At 56.0% G+C, this 16,635-nt stretch carries 12 protein-coding genes; 6 read left to right on the forward strand and 6 right to left on the reverse strand.

Features of this window, described 5'->3' with window-relative positions; genetic code table 11:
- Positions 1–3 precede the first annotated feature (3 nt).
- The 4 genes from ACGY09_RS18060 to ACGY09_RS18075 form a co-directional block, all read right to left on the reverse strand.
- On the reverse strand, positions 4–786 hold the full coding sequence (locus ACGY09_RS18060; RefSeq protein WP_397568823.1) for a hypothetical protein: 783 nt from the start codon (positions 784–786) through the stop codon (positions 4–6).
- Positions 783–4,043: a hypothetical protein gene (locus ACGY09_RS18065; protein ID WP_397568824.1), complete on the reverse strand. Its 3,261-nt coding sequence runs from the start codon at positions 4,041–4,043 to the stop codon at positions 783–785. The genes ACGY09_RS18060 and ACGY09_RS18065 overlap by 4 nt, the downstream gene beginning before the upstream one ends.
- A gap of 68 nt (positions 4,044–4,111) precedes the next feature.
- Positions 4,112–6,112 (reverse strand): DISARM system SNF2-like helicase DrmD, encoded by a 2,001-nt coding sequence (gene drmD, locus ACGY09_RS18070; RefSeq protein WP_397568825.1) that lies wholly within the window; start codon positions 6,110–6,112, stop codon positions 4,112–4,114.
- A gap of 468 nt (positions 6,113–6,580) precedes the next feature.
- A complete protein-coding gene (locus ACGY09_RS18075) occupies positions 6,581–6,799 on the reverse strand; it encodes a hypothetical protein (protein WP_397568826.1) in 219 nt (72 codons plus the stop codon).
- 222 nt (positions 6,800–7,021) lie between these two features.
- Between ACGY09_RS18075 and ACGY09_RS18080 the strand changes: the two genes are divergently transcribed.
- Positions 7,022–7,192 carry a hypothetical protein gene (locus ACGY09_RS18080; RefSeq protein WP_397568827.1) on the forward strand — a complete coding sequence of 57 codons (171 nt, stop codon included), beginning with the start codon at positions 7,022–7,024 and terminating at the stop codon, positions 7,190–7,192.
- A gap of 863 nt (positions 7,193–8,055) precedes the next feature.
- On the forward strand, positions 8,056–8,478 hold the full coding sequence (locus ACGY09_RS18085) for a hypothetical protein (RefSeq protein ID WP_397568828.1): 423 nt from the start codon (positions 8,056–8,058) through the stop codon (positions 8,476–8,478).
- 918 nt (positions 8,479–9,396) lie between these two features.
- Here ACGY09_RS18085 and ACGY09_RS18090 read toward each other — a convergent pair.
- Positions 9,397–11,616 (reverse strand): serine/threonine protein kinase, encoded by a 2,220-nt coding sequence (locus ACGY09_RS18090; RefSeq protein WP_397568829.1) that lies wholly within the window; start codon positions 11,614–11,616, stop codon positions 9,397–9,399.
- Positions 11,617–12,131: 515 nt separating this feature from the next.
- On the opposite strand from ACGY09_RS18090, the gene bfr reads away from it, so the two are divergent.
- Positions 12,132–12,614: a bacterioferritin gene (bfr, locus tag ACGY09_RS18095; protein WP_373653572.1), complete on the forward strand. Its 483-nt coding sequence runs from the start codon at positions 12,132–12,134 to the stop codon at positions 12,612–12,614.
- Here bfr and ACGY09_RS18100 read toward each other — a convergent pair.
- A complete protein-coding gene (locus ACGY09_RS18100) occupies positions 12,584–12,811 on the reverse strand; it encodes a (2Fe-2S)-binding protein (RefSeq protein WP_397571887.1) in 228 nt (75 codons plus the stop codon). The two genes, bfr and ACGY09_RS18100, sit on opposite strands and share 31 nt — an antisense overlap.
- A 586-nt stretch (positions 12,812–13,397) precedes the next feature.
- On the opposite strand from ACGY09_RS18100, the gene ACGY09_RS18105 reads away from it, so the two are divergent.
- From ACGY09_RS18105 to metK, 3 genes are all read left to right on the forward strand, one after another.
- The gene (locus ACGY09_RS18105) at positions 13,398–14,393 is read left to right on the forward strand and encodes a response regulator (protein ID WP_397568830.1); all 996 of its coding nucleotides are present in this window, start codon (positions 13,398–13,400) and stop codon (positions 14,391–14,393) included.
- A gap of 4 nt (positions 14,394–14,397) precedes the next feature.
- Positions 14,398–15,273 (forward strand): DinB family protein, encoded by an 876-nt coding sequence (locus ACGY09_RS18110; protein ID WP_397568831.1) that lies wholly within the window; start codon positions 14,398–14,400, stop codon positions 15,271–15,273.
- A gap of 161 nt (positions 15,274–15,434) precedes the next feature.
- Entirely contained in the window at positions 15,435–16,580 is a 1,146-nt protein-coding gene (metK, locus tag ACGY09_RS18115; protein WP_397568832.1) for a methionine adenosyltransferase, read from the forward strand.
- The last annotated feature ends 55 nt before the right edge of the window (positions 16,581–16,635 follow it).

Here is a 16,635-nt window from a genome sequence, read left to right on the forward strand (position 1 = left end):
ACTTCAAGTGACCGGATCGCCTGAACTCCCCTCCACAGGGAGATCGAATAAATACCGAAACGTCTTCAGCAGTTCGACAAGTCCGCCAAGTTCAGCCAATCCTGCCTCCTGCTTAACAAACTCGGCAAGCTTGCCTTTCGCCCATCCGTGCAAATCGCAATGGAATCCATTGCCAATCGAGCGAATCTCCCTTTGTAGACACCCTTTTTCTGATTCAACGAACAGGTCAATTAGTGATCGATGTATCAAATCTTCAATTTCACAAAAGAATTGCTTGTCTCCAAAGTATTCCGCGTTGAGTGCATTTGTCTTTGCCTCGAATTCCTTCGAGTCCCGCGTATCTCGCGGAAAATGTCTTCGAAGAAGAAAAATATCACTCCACGGCATGTACCGCGTTCTCATTCGACTAAACATTCCCCTTCCCGGCGGATCATCGTCAAACAACGCGACAACTCTAATCCGATTACCATTGCCATCTACGGGATCATTGCGGAGTTGCTCTGAAAGATTGTTGAACTTCTCATTGATTGCGTCGGTACCGCCGTTGCCAAGTTTTCCAACTGCAAATACGTGAAAGTCACTCCCGATTAGGCTAAGGCCGCAAGACTCAACATATCGCTGGTTCGCCATTCGCAGGTACGATTCATCCGTGGTGCCCTCGACCATTAAGTTATTCAGACCAATTGACCATCCGTAGCGACGAGCCGTCTCCCTAACAAGCTGCCCCGGGCGAAAGACGTGCGGCTCGACAACAAGCTCGCTCGATGTTGTGTGTCGTCTTCTCATTTGCTGGCCCCTTTCACCGGCTTGATGAATGGACCGTTTGGGCCAAACGTTATGTAACACTGAAACCTCTGTCCGACGGGCATCCTCTTCCGATCGAATTCCTTGGGGTTGAAAGGAACTCGCTCCCTCTTTAGATCTTGGACGGCAGCCCATGATCTTGTGTCACGTTCTTCAACGACGGTAGCAGTACAGACCTGCGGCTCACTGCTGCCCTGACGACAAAGAATCTTCAATCGGTTCGGAATCGTCACGAATAAATCGGACCGGCGCAGATCATGCCTGAGATCGTCATACAACTGCTTACCGACAGCGATTCTTCCCGTCTGAAACAGGAGGATTGCGTATTCAAGCCGTGTCTGGTAGTCGGTTCGAGCGGTTTCCTGAACAAAGGCGTCGAGAATGTCATGTTGCCGACTGAAGTTGTATGGCTCGCGCTGCGATACGAGATCGTATGTCAGGCGTAAGTCCATTTCCGTCTGCTTCCCAGCCGGAACCTCATCGAGTATTGCCAATGCAAGATCGATCCGCTCATTGTCGATTGAGTCGAGTTGCAACGGCGTCCATGGATCAACACCACGTCGCAATTCGAGCCATGCGGCAGCTACGATACCGATCGTGTCGCCCCTCGATCTCATTGTCTGAATCTGTGTGCTCACCGTGTCGTGGCAAAGCAAGGCGAAACTCTGTGACAGGAGGTTCCGGAGCCGGCTTTGGCGGCTCAACCCGCTTTCAAGAGCCAGCGCTTGACGAACGTGAGTAAGAGCCTCGCAAGCGGCCGTGGCTGCATTCGCGGGGTCAGACGCCTTGATCGACTGTGCTTTTTGGATAAGATCCTTCGCGAGTGTTTCCAACACATAGGAATTTGAGGCATTGAGTTCTTTGGCGCGCCGGATGCAATCCGAGGCTAGATTGCGAAACGCTGTTACTCGGTCAGGGGAACCGTCCGTCGTCAGCACTAACTGGGCTAGGTCCTGATAGCAGCGAGCCAAAGAATTGAGCAGATTCAGATCGCTGTCGTCATCATCGCTGGAGTCAATATGTTCCAACGCGAATGTGATGTGCTCGGCAGCGGCTTCAAGCTGTTCGTATTTCTGCGCAGCAGTGAGAGGAAAGAACTCTTCATCAATTGCAATGCGGCGACGAGAGATCGCGACGTGGTGATTGAAGACACGGCTCGTCTCCCACACTCGTTCAGGAATTGACTCTAGAATTCCGAGAACCCGACTCCATTCTGCGAAAAACTCCCTGTTGCCATCGCGATCAAGTTTGAATACGGACTGCGCGAACTCGACGGCAAGAGACTTGTAACGAATGCTACCCAAAAGTGGATGACATGCAATCGATCGCAGCAATTCTAACCTGAAGACGATTGGCGTCTCGGCTTCTGGAAGGCCCAAGGCTGTGAGTAGCTGACGATCACGAAATGCAATGTTCAAGAGATATCGGGCGATCTGGGGATGGCCGAGACTCCACTGACGTTGCGTCGCAGACTGGTTCCTCGTCAGCCCGAGCGCAGGACAGTGTGTTCTCGCGTCTTCAAGTTGTAACGTAGCCGGAAGCGATGAACCGGTCGGCATCTGCATGAACTCTTCCGGCACAGCCACGCGTTCGACTGTCAGTGCTGCGATCTGCAAGATGAGACGCTTGACTGCGAGCGAAACCGGAGCGCCGGAGAACTGGCTGTAAAGCCACTCCTGAATCGAGTCGCCCAAGTTCATCTGACGTTTGAGCCAGAATTCCAGTGCGATCCAGAAACTTACATTCGATGCACCAAAGTCACCGATGATTGGAGCGTTGGCGTGATGAAACTGCCTCCATTCCGACTCGGAGCGCGATTTTCCTTTCGGCCCTAGGAATCTGTTGAGATGCTTCCCGAGATCGACAGCGTCGTCTTCTGAAAGACGATGACTGAGATTCGTTTCCAAAGTGATGACTGCTTCAGATGGAATCCGAGCGGCACCATCTTCATTTGCAACCAACAGAATGACAACGGACCGCCCGGCTCGCTCAAAGGCTTTGAAAAACGCAGCAGCCTCATTCTCTCGCCCGAACCAGTGCTGGGCGTCAAACGCGATGCAGACAGCGGTCTCGGAGGACGTTTCACACGCTGCTTCACTATGCACCATGTGAAAGGAATGCAGGAACCCAGTCAGCTCTTGAGGCTCAGGCAGGAAGTCTAACTGACGCGCGACCAGAGTCGGGTAGCCGTTAGTTGCAGCAACGTATGCAAGATGCTTCATTAGTGTCGTGCCGCCTGCTCCGGCCTCGCTTTGCAGCAGCACGATCCGATTTTCCTCGCCAGCGGCCGATTGAGCCTTCTTCAGCGCTTTCAGCAATTGTCGTTCAGGATAGAAATTCGCGATCCAAGGCACACCCGCAGCATATGGGCGCCAACTCTCCGACGAGCGATGAAAAAATGCGTCCAGTTCTTCTTCGGAAAGTTCGTCAGGTTGTAGGCTTACGAGATGTCGTTCCTGAATCAGATCGTACCGATCAAGAAGAGGCTGGTCGGGACGCTCACAGGAAGTAACATCAATGACACGAGTACGTTCTTCCGAATCATGAATTCGGACTAGGATGCTCTCCGTCTCAATGTAACGCTGACTTCGAGAGACAATGTCATTGGCAAAAGCAGCTGCGCCCTGCTGAATTACCGTTGCGGAACCAAGGCGAAACGCTGCTACGACTGCACTACTAAGTTTTTCGGCTTCATCAACTGCCGATGAGACAAACGTGAGCCGAGCACGAAAGCCTTCGTCCCAGAGGTCTGCCAATTCCTCGATGATTGAGCCGTCACCGGACGAGACGACAATCAGATGTCGCGGCCTCTCATCCTGAAGGCGCTTCAGCATATTCAGCCGCCGAAGTTGTTGCTTCTGGCGGGTCAGTGATGGCTTCTCTGAGGGATCGTCGGAGTCGTCGCGACCGTTCAACATGAAGACCGGAAGTGTTCTGGTCGGCAGCGAAATGTCCTCGGGATTTGCCGCAACGACATCCAAAAATCCTCGGTGTGCCGTGAGGCGTGGATCGTTCTTGTGATAATCCAATCGTTTCGCGAGGCCACCGCTTGAACTTTCGCACAGTACAAGCAGCCACGGCAGGGATGCGAGTGACGCAATGGCCTCTTGCCCTTCCTCGTCCGTCCCTACGCCTGTGCCGAGCCAGAGTGCTACGTCGCGAGACTGAAGATCAGCAAAAAGTGAATCGTCTATCTGCAACGACGTGAGCAGACCCGGTTTGATCTTGGCGTCTGTCATGTTGTCCTTCCGGTAGGAGTTTTCGGGGGTCCGACACTGAAGCTGGCAACAAAAAGTCCATTTTTACTTCAGAACATCTCCGCCTGATCAGAATCGGCCACGTTTGGGATTCGGGGGCTTCTCGGTCTTGTCGAGCTGTTTGCCTGCGTGGAGTTCTTCCTTGTGGCGTTGTTCGTTGAGTTCGAGGAGGCGGGCGGGGACTTCGTCGCGGAAGTCGTCGGGCCAGCGGAGTCGGCAGGGCTTTTTCTTTTTTGACTTTCTTGCCGGTCTCTTCGTCGTCTTCCTCGTAATCGAGCAGGAACTCGCAGCGGTCGGTCTGGGCGAGGTCGTGCCAGCCGTAGGCTTCCAGTGGAGCCATGAAAGACTAGGAGGCGATTGGCGGCGCGGTCGCTGTCCTTGATCGGGGTTTCCAGACGACTGAGTAGATAGCGTTTGGGGTCGTCGTATTCCGTGAAGATCAGGACACGGGTGTCGTTCCAGGTAGCCCCCGGCTTCCCAAGGTGGGGGCATATCTGGGCGCGAATCCACTCGATCAACTTCACCTTGCGGGCATCGGACGTGCCTCGCGCCTGTTCGGCGATATCCGTCATTTCATCGAGCCGCTTTTGTTCGTGAGTAAACAACTGCTGGGATGAGATGTCATCGAGCGCCTCCAAAGAGGCCGCAGATGCAGCCTCGAACTGGGCGTCTTCTTCGGCTCGAAGTTGCTCCTCCCCCAGCGTGGCTCGGTCGTCGTAATCGATGCTGTCGGTCAGCAGATCGAGTGATGGAGTCGAATCCTCATCCCTCTGGGCTGCGCCCTGCAACTTCTCCCACTGCCGCTTGACGGTGTTCCGATGCACTTTCAGTGTACGAGCAAACGCTTCGATGGACGAGAGCCACCGCTGTTGCAGGCCGGTGATGAGCAGTCCCGAGGCGGACTGTTTTCGCTTGGACTCGTTCTTGAGACGTTCCTCACGGGGCTCCCGGTATTCATCCAGCAGCCGCGAGAGCTTCAGTTCCGGCGCTTCGGGCGGCAACCCAGTGATCCTCACCTGGACCACCTTTCGCTTGGAAAACCCTCCCTGGACTTCGCGAAAGTCTTCTCTGATCCGTCGGACATTGACCTCATCACGATGCTTCGCGGTGGCACGAACGCCACGGCAGAATCGCTGCGGGTCGAGGAATTCCAACAGGGCGGAGAAGCTGTTCGAGTGACCGTTATGGGGCGTGGCCGAGAGAAACAGGCGATGCTCGAAACGGGGGGCCAAGTTACGCACGGCGCGAGTGATCTGCGAATCAATCGCGTACTTCTGCCCGCTGGATGGTGCCGCGTGATGGGCCTCGTCGAGAATCAGCATCGATCCGCTGCGGAATGTTCCCAGTAGGTCGCGGAGAGGTGTGGCGTATGACTCATCGCTCAACAGACGATGCGAAATCACGCACCGCGTGTGCGTGCTCCACGGGTTGGCCCCGAAGCCTCGCTCACGGCGGACGTCCTTCATGTAATCCTTGTCGAGAATCTCAAACGTCAGTCCGAAACGCGCCGCCAACTCTTCCTTCCACTGCAACAACCTCGATGGCGGGCAGGAAACGACGATCTCCTTGACCTTTTTCCGCAGAAGGAGTTTTCCAGCGATGAGACCTGCTTCCATCGTTTTGCCGAGCCCGACGTCATCGGCGATGAACAGGGTCACACGGGGAAGTCGGAGAGCTTTGCGGAGCGGCTCTAATTGATAGGCATCCAGCCGGATTCCGGCACGAAATGGCGACTGAAACAATTTGGGATCAGTAAAAGTGATGCAGTTCCTTTTCAACGTGTTGAGGTACACCGCAAAAATTCGTGAGTCATCAAATTTTTTTGAAGCGACATCTTCCCATGCTTCGCTCGTCACGACCGTGGGATTAAGTTCTTTTTGCCAAAGGACTTCGAGCGGATGCCCTTGGTTGTCGTCATCGACGCATGACAATCGAACGCGTGTGGAGTCAGATGAACGGCGGGGTGGGAATACTACTTCTTCTACTAGGTAGGTTCGCTGGTGAACCCGAGCAATGCGCCCAGGTTCAAGGAGGGAAATATCTTTCGTCATAGAATGGTGGCCCGCGCTCGTGCTGAAATCATGTCAATCGTAGCTGTTACTTGCACCCTGCGCTCACAACCCACTTACCGTCTGAACAAGAGGTGTTGCGTAATGCTGCACGCTATCGATACTTCAGAGAAAGTACAACCGACCAATTCGTCAATCCACCCGCCTGATTCAAGGCTAGGATTCATCTGGACCAGCAGCTGCCGCCAAATCGCTTGGTTCGTCAGGCCATCGTCAACAAAGCGACGGAAGCGTGGCTCACGGATGCGAACGAAACTACGCGCGTACTCGGCGTTGCGGTGAATCACATCGCTTCGTACCTTGAAAACAGTAAGCGCACGGCGAGGTAGGCCCCCGCGGATGAGATCGGGGGTTCAGCGTTTCTTTCTATTGTTGGCTTTTTGTTGTTTTGATCTTTGGCGTTCTTTTTTGCGGATCGTTTCGATCTGCCAGCGGTGCTCGAGATGGCCTTCAGCCAGTGATCGGGGAGCTGGTCTGTCCGGTCGGGTGGGGCTGCTCCAGTGCGTAGTCGTTGGGGGGGGCCTCCAAGGCCGCCCGCAGCCAGTGCCACGGTTCTACCTCGCAGTACTTGGCACTGCCAACCAGACTAAGCAGGGTCGCAGCGCGATGACCTCCCTGTTCGCTGCGGACGAACAGCATGTTCTTCCGCAGGATGGCGGGAGGCTTCATCTTCGGCTCTGACAGATGATTATCGATCTTCAGCCCCCGGTTTTCGGATGTGGGGGTACAGCGCCCTCTACTGGTTCAAGGTGTCCGCATTTATGGCGAGGAGGGGGTTCGTTTCATGGACCCGGGTGATTTATTGCGTCCAGATTTCTTGTTCTTTAATCGCTCTGAATCCCAGGAAATGAGCCACGTGAGCGACGTTGCGACAGAGAAGAGGAGGCAAGTATGAAACAGCAGGTATTGGACCGCGTTCTTGTCGGACAGGAGTCGGAAGAATTCTTCATTTTGGAGAAGAAGGATAAGAAAGATCGTACCCGCAACAAATGCGGTTGCGAGACTGTATGGCGGAATCTTTCTCCTCAAAATCAAAGCGACGACAATACCGCAGATCGTTGACGCGATGAACAATGCAGCGACACGGTAATTGTCCAGGAAAAAGTAGTGCGTGAGTGCGGCCAGGACCGTGTGCATGGGAACCGTGCAGCAAATCATGTTGAGCATTTCCTTCGGATCGAGTCAGTTGCCGGAATGATGCTGTTTGGCAGTATCCCACCACGAGGTGGCTCCTTACCTCGTAGGAATCTCGCTCTTGAGGCATGTTTGCTGTTGAATACCGAGGGTTGGCACTGAAGACGCTCAGGGACAACGAGAGACTCAACGTCTTCAAGGTGACTGGTTCACTATTTCGCCTTCCAACTAAGGGCCTCACATATTCTACCGGAACGGGTGAGGCTGGCGAATCGGGTGTGGAATTCGGCGATGTCCCTTTTGGTGGTCTTGTGGCGCCCTTATCAGGGCGATGGCAACGATCATTCTACCCCGGGGCGTCGCTGCGCGGCTTTCGCCGCGGCGCTTTGCCCCGGGCTGATATGTACTGGCCTTTCAGGCCGTGTGGGAACGGGGAGGGGGGCGCGGACGTTGTTTGCTGAGGCAATGGCGGTTGGCTGGGGGCGGAATTCATTGAGTTCAGTGCACGGGTGAAGTGATTTTCCACCGAAGAGAGCAAACGCAGATTCAGGTTGAATGGTGCTGGCCTTAGGTTTGGGGGGCTTCGCGGTGAAGGCTCAGCGACTCTCGTCGGACGAGCCGTCCTCAGTGGGGAGGGAATTCGGCGAAGGGACTGGTGTGGACGGGTTTCGCAGTTTTGAAATCGGGGAAACGCACGGGATGAGGTTGCTGGGTCATTACCTGGGCTGTGATGTGTTTGTAGAATCAGGCTGCACGTCATCCCCTTTTCTGGCTCCTGGTGAGTGATCGGTATGCTTTGGGATCTCATTCAACAGTCTCAGATCAGTCAGGCGAAATTTCAGAGTCAACATGCGGAGGCTGCCGCTGCGGACGCACACGCGGAAATCCGACTGCTCAAAATCCGCCTGCAGAAACTCGAGGAAGCTTTCGATCGCTTGACGATGTCGACAATGGCCATTGCCGAGATCCTCTGCGAGCAAGGCCAGCTCACGGAAGAGGAAGTTGAAGCGAAAATCGAAGAAATTGATTTGCGAGACGGCACGCTTGATGGTCGTTTGCGGCAGCCGGCGCCTGTGAGTCAATGTGCGAAATGTCGCCACGCCAATTCGGCGCGACGCAGTAAGTGCCTCTACTGTGGTGAGCCACTTCCCGCCCGCTCAACGGTATTTCCACCCGGATCGATTGATCTGCCGAACGGGGACCGCAGCGACTGACGCCGAATGGAAGTGGGGATGTCTTCCCTCGTTGGTTGACGGGAACTCGCGCAATAGATCTCGCGCGGACGATGCGTCCGTTGCCATGTCAGGAACGGAACGCAGTTCACCGGGCAGGCTGCTGATTTTCCAGCGAGGAGATCGTAGAGATTGGATTGATCTCCTTTTCTTCCCCTTGGCATCGAGCTGGGAGTCGTGTTCCAGAGGTTTGGATGTTTGGACTCGCGGTGATGTAGTTTGTTGTCGACACTGCTGACTTTGGAAAATCATCTGTCGGCCGGTGAGAGAACACGGATGGAGAGGTCGAGTTGACTAGCTACCTGGCTCAGTGAACGGGACGACCTTTTTGTGGCGAGCTGTTCTTTTTGGGGGTGTGGTTCAGGTGGCTGGGGGGGAGGTACGGGGCTGGTGTTGAGTCGGCGGGAGGGGCTTGTGACTCTGCTTTCTGTTGGTGGTTTCAGTTGGTTGCGGGAAGGAGTGCGCGTGTGCGGGGTTATTGGGGAAGGAAGGCCAGCGGCAGGATGCCGCTGCTACGGGGGCGGGTTCACGGATTTCAGTGAATCGGGCTGGCCGGCTGGCCAAATCCTGGCCAGCCGGTGGCCAGTCCCATGTGTTGTATTAGTTGAGAGTTAAGTCATTTGGGCCGACTGGCCCGGCTGGCCCGCGAATTTTGGGAATGGCGTTTTTCCGTTCGCGATTCCCTGTCACTGCTGGTTTCTTGCCGTGGCTTCGTGACGGGCCTCAAGCTGAGTCGATGGTTTTTTTGTTCTTTGACAATTCGGGACGTCATCGTGGCTCCGCCGGGACTCGTCAGGACGGTGTCAGGATGACGGTGGCGGAAAAGATGGTGGCAGGAATGTCGTGATTCCCGGTCATTCGCCGCAGGATGAGCGGGGGGGCAAGGTTACCGGGGGAGGCTCAGCGTGTCTGGTCGGACGCGCCGTCCTCGGTGGGGAGGGAGTTCGGCAAGAGGACCGTTGTGGAGGCACTGGTCAGGTTCTGGCTGGCGTGGCTTTCCCACCACAACTGAGCGTGAGTCTCGGTCCAGGTTCCAGTCACTTCGAGCGATTCGAGTGTCCGGAGCAGATCGCTCGCGTCTTTGGGCCTTTCGTCGGGCGATTTCGCCAGACACTTCATGATGAGCGATTCCAGTTGAGGAGAAACCGGTTGGCCGCGCCGCTGGGATGGCGTTTCCGGCGTTTCCCGCGTGTGCTTCAGGCAGATCTCGACCACCGTACCTCCTTCAAAGACATGAGTCCCGGTCAGGAGGTAATAGGCCACAGCACCTAACGCATAGACGTCTGACCGCGTATCCACCTGATCGGGGCGATTGACTCCTTCGGGGGAAAGATAGTAGGGGGTGCCGGTGACCGAGTTGGGGTTGGTCAGGTTGGCCTCCGAGGCGGCGGTCAATGTCTTCACCAATCCGAAATCGAGGACTTTGACAAAGTCGAACAGGCCGCCGCGTGACGTCAGAAAGATATTCGCCGGTTTGATATCGCGATGGACTAGCCCCGCCGCGTGCGCCTCGCCCAGCGCTCCACACGCCTGCTTCAGCAAATAGACCAGCCGTGCCTCGGGGACGGGACCGAATCTTCGGACCAGGTCGTCCAGATTCATGCCGTCGAGATATTCCATGACATAATAGAAAATACCGTCGGGTGTCCGGCCGTAGTCAAAGATGCTGACGGTGTTGGGATGGCTGAGCGAACTGGTCAGTTGAACTTCCCGTTCAAAGCGAGCGACAGCAGACTCCGACATCTGTTCCAGGCTGAGGAGCTTCACAGCGGTGGGGCGGCGGAGCAGGGCATGCCGGGCTTTGTAAACGGTCCCCATGCCGCCGGATCCCAGTTTCTCTTCCAGGGCGTATTGGCCCAGTTGCATGGCCGCGATCGTGACATCCTGCAGCGACCGTTGCTGGCGGGCTGCGTAGAGCATGGCGATGAAGATGGCGATGGCCGAGAGAGTCAGCAGGGCCATCAGAGCCCGGAATGAGCGGCGCAGCAGGTAAACGGGGAGGAATGCTTCGGCAACATCCATCTCCGTTGTCACACCGAAATCGTGGTTTGGGAGCCAGCGCCAGGCGGCGACCTTCATGACTCCCCGATAATCCCGGAAGCCATCGGCATCGCTTCCGGAATTTCCTTGTACGGCGTCGGCAACGTCGCGGGTGAGGGGCTGTTCGGGCCGCCGTGTTTGCGGGCGACCTCCTTTAACCATGTTGACCCCGGGATCACGCAGCTCGACGCTGAGGGTGGAATGAGCTTCGGGCTGATCGAGTAACAGGCCGATCTGCTTCAGTTGTTCGTCAAAGCGACTCTGGCTGAGCAGCAGGCCGTTGCTGTCGAAGGCAAGGGTCTCGCCCGATTGACCTGATCGGCCGACCTGCAGGATGCGGCTGAACTGATTTTCCGGCCGGATGCGTATTCCCAGTGCGGCGAGGGGTTCTCCCGCGTCATTTCCGATGGGGGCGATCACGATCATCGTCGGAAGGTTCTGCTGCAATTGTCCGTTCTCGTCGTCCAGCAGAAGCGGGCTGCGAAAGGGTTTGGAGACGACGATTTCGCCTGAAAGAGCCTGGTCGTAAAGATGTTTGCGGTACTGATCGACTGGTTTTCCGACCGGTGCGTCATGATCGGCGGCGAGGATGGTTCCCCCCGGCGCGACGATGAAGTAACCGATGAAACCGGACTGGGTGAGGCGATTTTCCAGTCGCTGTCGCAAGGCATCCTGGGCAGGGGCCTGCAGCAGTTTTCGATCGGCCACGGGTAAATCGAGTTTGGCGAGGAGTTCGGCGACCAGCGGGCGCAATTCGCGGTCTTCGGCGAACAACCGGGCGATCGTCCGCTGGTCATCGATCCAGATCTCAAGAGCGTTGACGGTAGCGTCGGCGATGACGCTCAGTTCTTCCGACCGTTCCTGATGCATGACCGCTTCGACGGCTCCGGAGATCCAATAACCCAAACCTCCGAAAAGGACTGCGGCGATCAGGGGCCAGGCCCAGATTTCCCGTCGCAGGAATCGCCCGGTCGCCTGCAGTTTCGTGTCGCTAGTGAATAGACGCGAAGCACGTCCAATGTGCGAACGCGAAAACTGATGGTTCACGGTGGATTTGGGCGGGGATGGTTCAGCAGGCATGGGGATTCAGTCGTCCGGCACGTGACAGCGGTTCGCGAACACCAGTGGACCGGGCTCATCCGTGCCGGGATGCTGGTGTGCTCTGGGGACCCACCGGCGGTGGTCTCGGAGGTCAAGGTATCGTCTCGGTGGAAGACTCGCAATTACTGGCGAATTCAAGATTTAGACAGCTTGAGGGGCTGTCAGGCGGCCAGCAATTGGTTGCATTCCCCATCTAAAGCCGTATGATTCGTGATTCGACTTTTGAGGGAGTTACCAGTCACAGCGATGCGGCGAATTGGCTGTTCGTGCAAGCCGTCGTCACAGCGACCTCAACGCTTTCGGTCTCATCTTCGACTCGATCCGTCCTGCTGCAGAACTTTACCTGGCGGCGAAAAACCAGGCTGCGAAAACCGGAGGAATGGCTCGCACGGGGCGATTCGTTCAGGGGGCGAACGGAGTTGATCAGGCCGTGCGTCGTTTTACAAATTCACAACACGATTTCTCCACAACACAATTTCAGGTTGAGGTATTCCATGCAAGGCAACACTCAGGTCATTGACGCTCTCAATCGCGCTCTGACAATCGAATTGACGGCGATCAACCAGTACTTCTGCCAGTCGAAGATGTGCAAAAACTGGGGCTTGATGAAGCTGGCGAAAAAGCACTATGAAGAATCGATCGGCGAGATGAAGCACGCCGACAAGATCATTGACCGGGTGCTGTTCCTGGAAGGAACTCCTGAGATTGCCCGCTATGACGTGATCCGCGTCGGAAGCGACGTCAAAGAGCAGTTCGAGAATGATCTGAAGCTCGAAACCAGTGGGGTCGCGGCCTACAACGAACTGGTCGACCTGTGCATCAAGATTAAGGACAACGGAACCCACGCCATCGCGCTCGAGATTCTCACGGATTCCGAGGAGCACGTTGACTGGCTGGAAACCCAGTTAGGGTTGATCGAGAAGATCGGGCTGGAAAACTATCTCGCTCAGCACATGCTGGGTGAAGAGGTCGAGTGATCCGCCACGGGCGGCAGATAGATGGCCAGATACTGCTTGAGATGTCTGTGGCAGGCGGCGCAACCGTCGCCTGCCCCTGTCATCAGTTTCAGGTCTCGGACAGAGGTGGCACCGCCGGTGCGAATCGCTTCGATAATGGTATCTTCAGCGACTTTCAGACATCGGCAGACTGTGCGGACAGCGCAACTCCCGACCATGCTGCAACTGGAGCACGTCCCTTCGCAGGCGTGATTCTGGGTTACTGTGGTAGACTCGGCGGAACTGATCACTGGCGCTCCTCATACTGAGACTCAGTCTCAATCCATCGTAGCTCGTTGTGTTCACACGTCAAGCCGACTCTCGCAGGAAATGCGCGTCCGCATTCGCGCACGGTAATTCGCGTCGGCGTGACGAGGCGACCTGATGGCTCTGAGATTGCTGATCCGTCTGGTCGCGCGGTCGCTGATGAGGTGGTCGATGCGAGTGGGCGGGGTGCCTGTCTCGTGTCAGCAGACCCGCGGTCAGGGGATGGGGAACTGCCGGGGAATCGTCTGGCGGCTGTACGAAGACGGTCGTCTGGAAATAGGGATCGAGAGGGTCGTACACTTGCGGACGGTTACGAGGGGTGGCAGCATCTTAGGGGGCGGACGAGGTGTGCCGCTCGTACCGCAGTCAGGGTGTATAGAATGACACCATCTCGATCGAATACGTCGAGGTCCTGATCAATCAGCGACCGGGTGGGCTTCCTGCCGGTTTGATGATGGCCCGCCGTCACTTTTTCATGGCACTCACCGAGTTTTGATTATGCCTACCATCCTGGTTGTTGACGATTCTACGACTGATCGTCTCCGCGCGGGAGGACTGCTCACTCAAGTTGACGGAGTGAGTGTGGAGTACGCCACCGATGGAAACGATGCGCTGACTAAGATGGGGGCGCACGTTCCCGATCTGGTCGTGACGGATCTCGACATGCCTGCGATCAATGGCCTGGAGCTGGTGAAGGTCATTGGTGAAATCCATCCGTTTGTTCCCGTCATCCTGATGACAGCCCGGGGAAGTGAAGAAATTGCCGTGAGAGCATTGAAAGCGGGTGCCGCGAGTTATGTCTCCAAGCGGAAGTTGAATCTTCATCTGGCGGAGACAGCGACTCAGGTTCTGCAGGCGGCTCAACATAACCGGGCGCAGTTGCGGCTCAAGCAGCGACTCAGTCGAAAAGAGGTGGAGTTCAGTCTGGAGAACGACCAGGAACTGATTTCGTCGATGGTGCAGTATCTCCAGGATCAGGTGATGGAGATGGGGGTCTGTGACGAATCGGATCGGGTCCGGATCGGTGTTTCGCTACAGGAAGCACTGACGAATGCCTGCTTTCACGGGAATCTGGAGCTCTGCTCGTCGCTGCGGGAAACGGATCATCGGGCGTACTACGATCTGGCGCTTGAGCGAGTCAAGTCGCTTCCCTGGTCGGCTCGGCGGATTCACGTCACGGGCCGCTTTACGCGGGACGAAGTCGAGTTTGTGATTCGGGATGATGGCTTTGGCTTTGACCGGAGCTGTCTACTTGATCCGACGGATCCTGAAAATCTCGAACGTCCTTGCGGGCGTGGGTTGCTGCTGATGCATACCTTCATGGACGAGGTGCATTACAACTCGGTTGGAAATGAAGTGCGGCTGATCAAACGGCGCAAAATCGTGATTCCGGAGGAGGCTCCGTCGACCGAGGCTGGTGACGACAGCTCCAGTGGTGCTCAGTCGGGAAAACACTCTGCCAGCGGTTCTGTCTTCACAGGACTGAAGGAATGAAGAAATGGCTCTTCGTCAGTTGATTCAAACGCAGTCTGCCGGCGACATCATGGTTCTGGAGCTGGCTTCCAGTGTCAGCAGCCTGGCCGATCACAATATTCTGAATGAACTCGATGAAATTCGAGAGCAGCGACGCTGCATGGGGTGCAGCAAGCTGATCGTGGATCTGGCTGAAGCTCCCTTCTTCGGGTCGAGCCTGCTGGAGCTGATCCGGGTTCTGTGGAATGACATTTCGCGCCAAGGGGGGCGACTTGTCATCTGTAATCCCTCGCCTGTTGGCCGGGAGGTTCTGGAGGTCGCCAAGTTTCATCAGATCTGGCCCATCATGGAGTCGCGCGAGGAAGCATTCATCGCGTTGAGTGTCCCCCCGAATGTTGCGAGCTGGCCAGATACGTTGAAGGACCTGGTCGCCCGATACGAACGGGGTGCTGGGGAGCTGTCTGCGGCTGTCGCGGGATTTCCCTCGATGCAGCTCAAGACGCCTGCTCCTCCGGGGGTCTGGAGCGTATTGCAGATTGTTTGTCACCTTTCCGATTTTGAGATTGTCTACGCCGACCGGATGAAGCGAGTCGTGGCCGAAGATAATCCGACAATGTTGAGCGGTGATCCGGACCTGTTTGCAGCGAAACTCGCCTATGACCAGCGTGACGTTCGAGAAGAGCTGGAGTTGATTGCTTCTGTTCGGCGTCAGGTGGCTCGAATTTTGAGAACCTTGAAGTCGAGCGACTTCGACCGGACCGGCCAGCACTCGACGGACGGCCCCGTTTCATTACTTGTGCTGCTGCAGCGGGTGACGGGCCACATCACGCATCACTTGAAATTTATCGAAGGAAAAGCAGAGTCACTTCGGGGGGCCGAATCGGCCGGGTTGAGAGTTTGACAGTGTCCTCGTAGAATCGTCCCTCGAGTTAGGTGGCCAAGAGTTTAAAAGTCCGTGGGCAGGACCGCCGGGGCATGCTTATGCATGCTGATGTCGAAATTCACTGTCCCCCTATCAATTTCACGATCCATTAATGCGTTTGATCGGAGTTTCGAAGCCAGATGACGAATTATTTCTTTACCAGCGAATCTGTCAGCATGGGTCACCCTGACAAAGTCGCAGATCAGATTTCTGACGGCGTGCTCGACGCGATTCTGGCTCAAGATCCCCGTTCTCGCGTGGCCTGCGAAACGCTGTGCACGACGGACCTCGTGGTTCTTTCCGGTGAAATTACCACCCAGGCCAAGCTCGACTACGTGCAGATCGCTCGCGACGTTGTCAAAGATATCGGTTACATTAGCGATGATATCGGTTTCTCATACGAGACCTGCAAGGTCTTCGTTGCACTTCATAGCCAGAGCCCAGACATTGCCATGGGTGTCGATCGCGAAGGCGCCGGCGACCAGGGTTTGATGTTCGGTTATGCCTGTAACCAGACCCCAGAACTGATGCCGCTGCCGATCGCCCTGTCGCACCGCATCATTAACCGTCTGACCGAAGCCCGTCAGAAGACGGAAGTCGACTGGTTGCGTCCTGATGCCAAGAGCCAGGTCTCGGTGGAATACGATGCCAACAACAAACCCGTCGGAATTTCCGCGGTTGTTGTCTCGACACAGCATTCGGACAGCGTCAGTCAGGAAGATATCTCGAACTTCGTGATCGATGAAGTCATTAAGAAGTCGATCTCGCCTGAACTGCTGACCAAGAACACCAAGTACCACATCAATCCAACGGGTCGCTTTGTTGTTGGTGGTCCGCACGGTGATACCGGTTTGACAGGTCGCAAGATCATTGTGGATACGTACGGTGGCTGGGGCCGTCACGGCGGTGGTGCATTCAGTGGCAAGGATCCCACGAAGGTGGACCGTTCTGCCGCTTACATGGCACGCCACGTCGCCAAGAATATCGTTGCCGCTGGTTTGGCCAGCGAGTGCGAAGTTCAGCTCGCCTACGCCATCGGCGTTGCCGAACCGGTCAGCGTTCACGTCGACACGAGTGGCACCAATGTCATTCCCGAAGACGAGATCGTCGAACTGGTTCGCGAGCACTTCAAGATGACTCCGCTCTCGATCATCGAGTACCTCAAGCTGCGTCGACCTGTTTACCGCAAGACCGCCAGCGGTGGACACTTCGGTCGTAACGATGCCGACTTCACGTGGGAAGCCACCAACAAGGCTGCTGACCTCAAGAAGGCTGCCGGTCTGTAATCTGTCCGGTATAAGCAGTAAAGTCAGTGCAAACAGAGAACCCTGTCAGGCTCAG

The organism is Schlesneria sphaerica (assembly GCF_044336245.1).
GTDB lineage: Bacteria > Planctomycetota > Planctomycetia > Planctomycetales > Planctomycetaceae > Schlesneria > Schlesneria sphaerica.

Excerpts from the sequence above, each read along its gene's own strand:
- ACGY09_RS18090 (WP_397568829.1), bottom strand. The coding sequence starts at position 11,616 with ATGCCTGCTGAACCATCCCCGCCCAAATCCACCGTGAACCATCAGTTT.
- ACGY09_RS18110 (WP_397568831.1), top strand. The coding sequence starts at position 14,398 with ATGGCTCTTCGTCAGTTGATTCAAACGCAGTCTGCCGGCGACATCATG.
- ACGY09_RS18075 (WP_397568826.1), bottom strand. The coding sequence starts at position 6,799 with ATGAAGCCTCCCGCCATCCTGCGGAAGAACATGCTGTTCGTCCGCAGC.
- ACGY09_RS18080 (WP_397568827.1), top strand. The coding sequence starts at position 7,022 with ATGAAACAGCAGGTATTGGACCGCGTTCTTGTCGGACAGGAGTCGGAA.
- ACGY09_RS18065 (WP_397568824.1), bottom strand. The coding sequence starts at position 4,043 with ATGACAGACGCCAAGATCAAACCGGGTCTGCTCACGTCGTTGCAGATA.
- ACGY09_RS18100 (WP_397571887.1), bottom strand. The coding sequence starts at position 12,811 with ATGGTCGGGAGTTGCGCTGTCCGCACAGTCTGCCGATGTCTGAAAGTC.
- metK (WP_397568832.1), top strand. The coding sequence starts at position 15,435 with ATGACGAATTATTTCTTTACCAGCGAATCTGTCAGCATGGGTCACCCT.
- drmD (WP_397568825.1), bottom strand. The coding sequence starts at position 6,112 with ATGACGAAAGATATTTCCCTCCTTGAACCTGGGCGCATTGCTCGGGTT.
- ACGY09_RS18085 (WP_397568828.1), top strand. The coding sequence starts at position 8,056 with ATGCTTTGGGATCTCATTCAACAGTCTCAGATCAGTCAGGCGAAATTT.
- bfr (WP_373653572.1), top strand. The coding sequence starts at position 12,132 with ATGCAAGGCAACACTCAGGTCATTGACGCTCTCAATCGCGCTCTGACA.
- ACGY09_RS18060 (WP_397568823.1), bottom strand. The coding sequence starts at position 786 with ATGAGAAGACGACACACAACATCGAGCGAGCTTGTTGTCGAGCCGCAC.
- ACGY09_RS18105 (WP_397568830.1), top strand. The coding sequence starts at position 13,398 with ATGCCTACCATCCTGGTTGTTGACGATTCTACGACTGATCGTCTCCGC.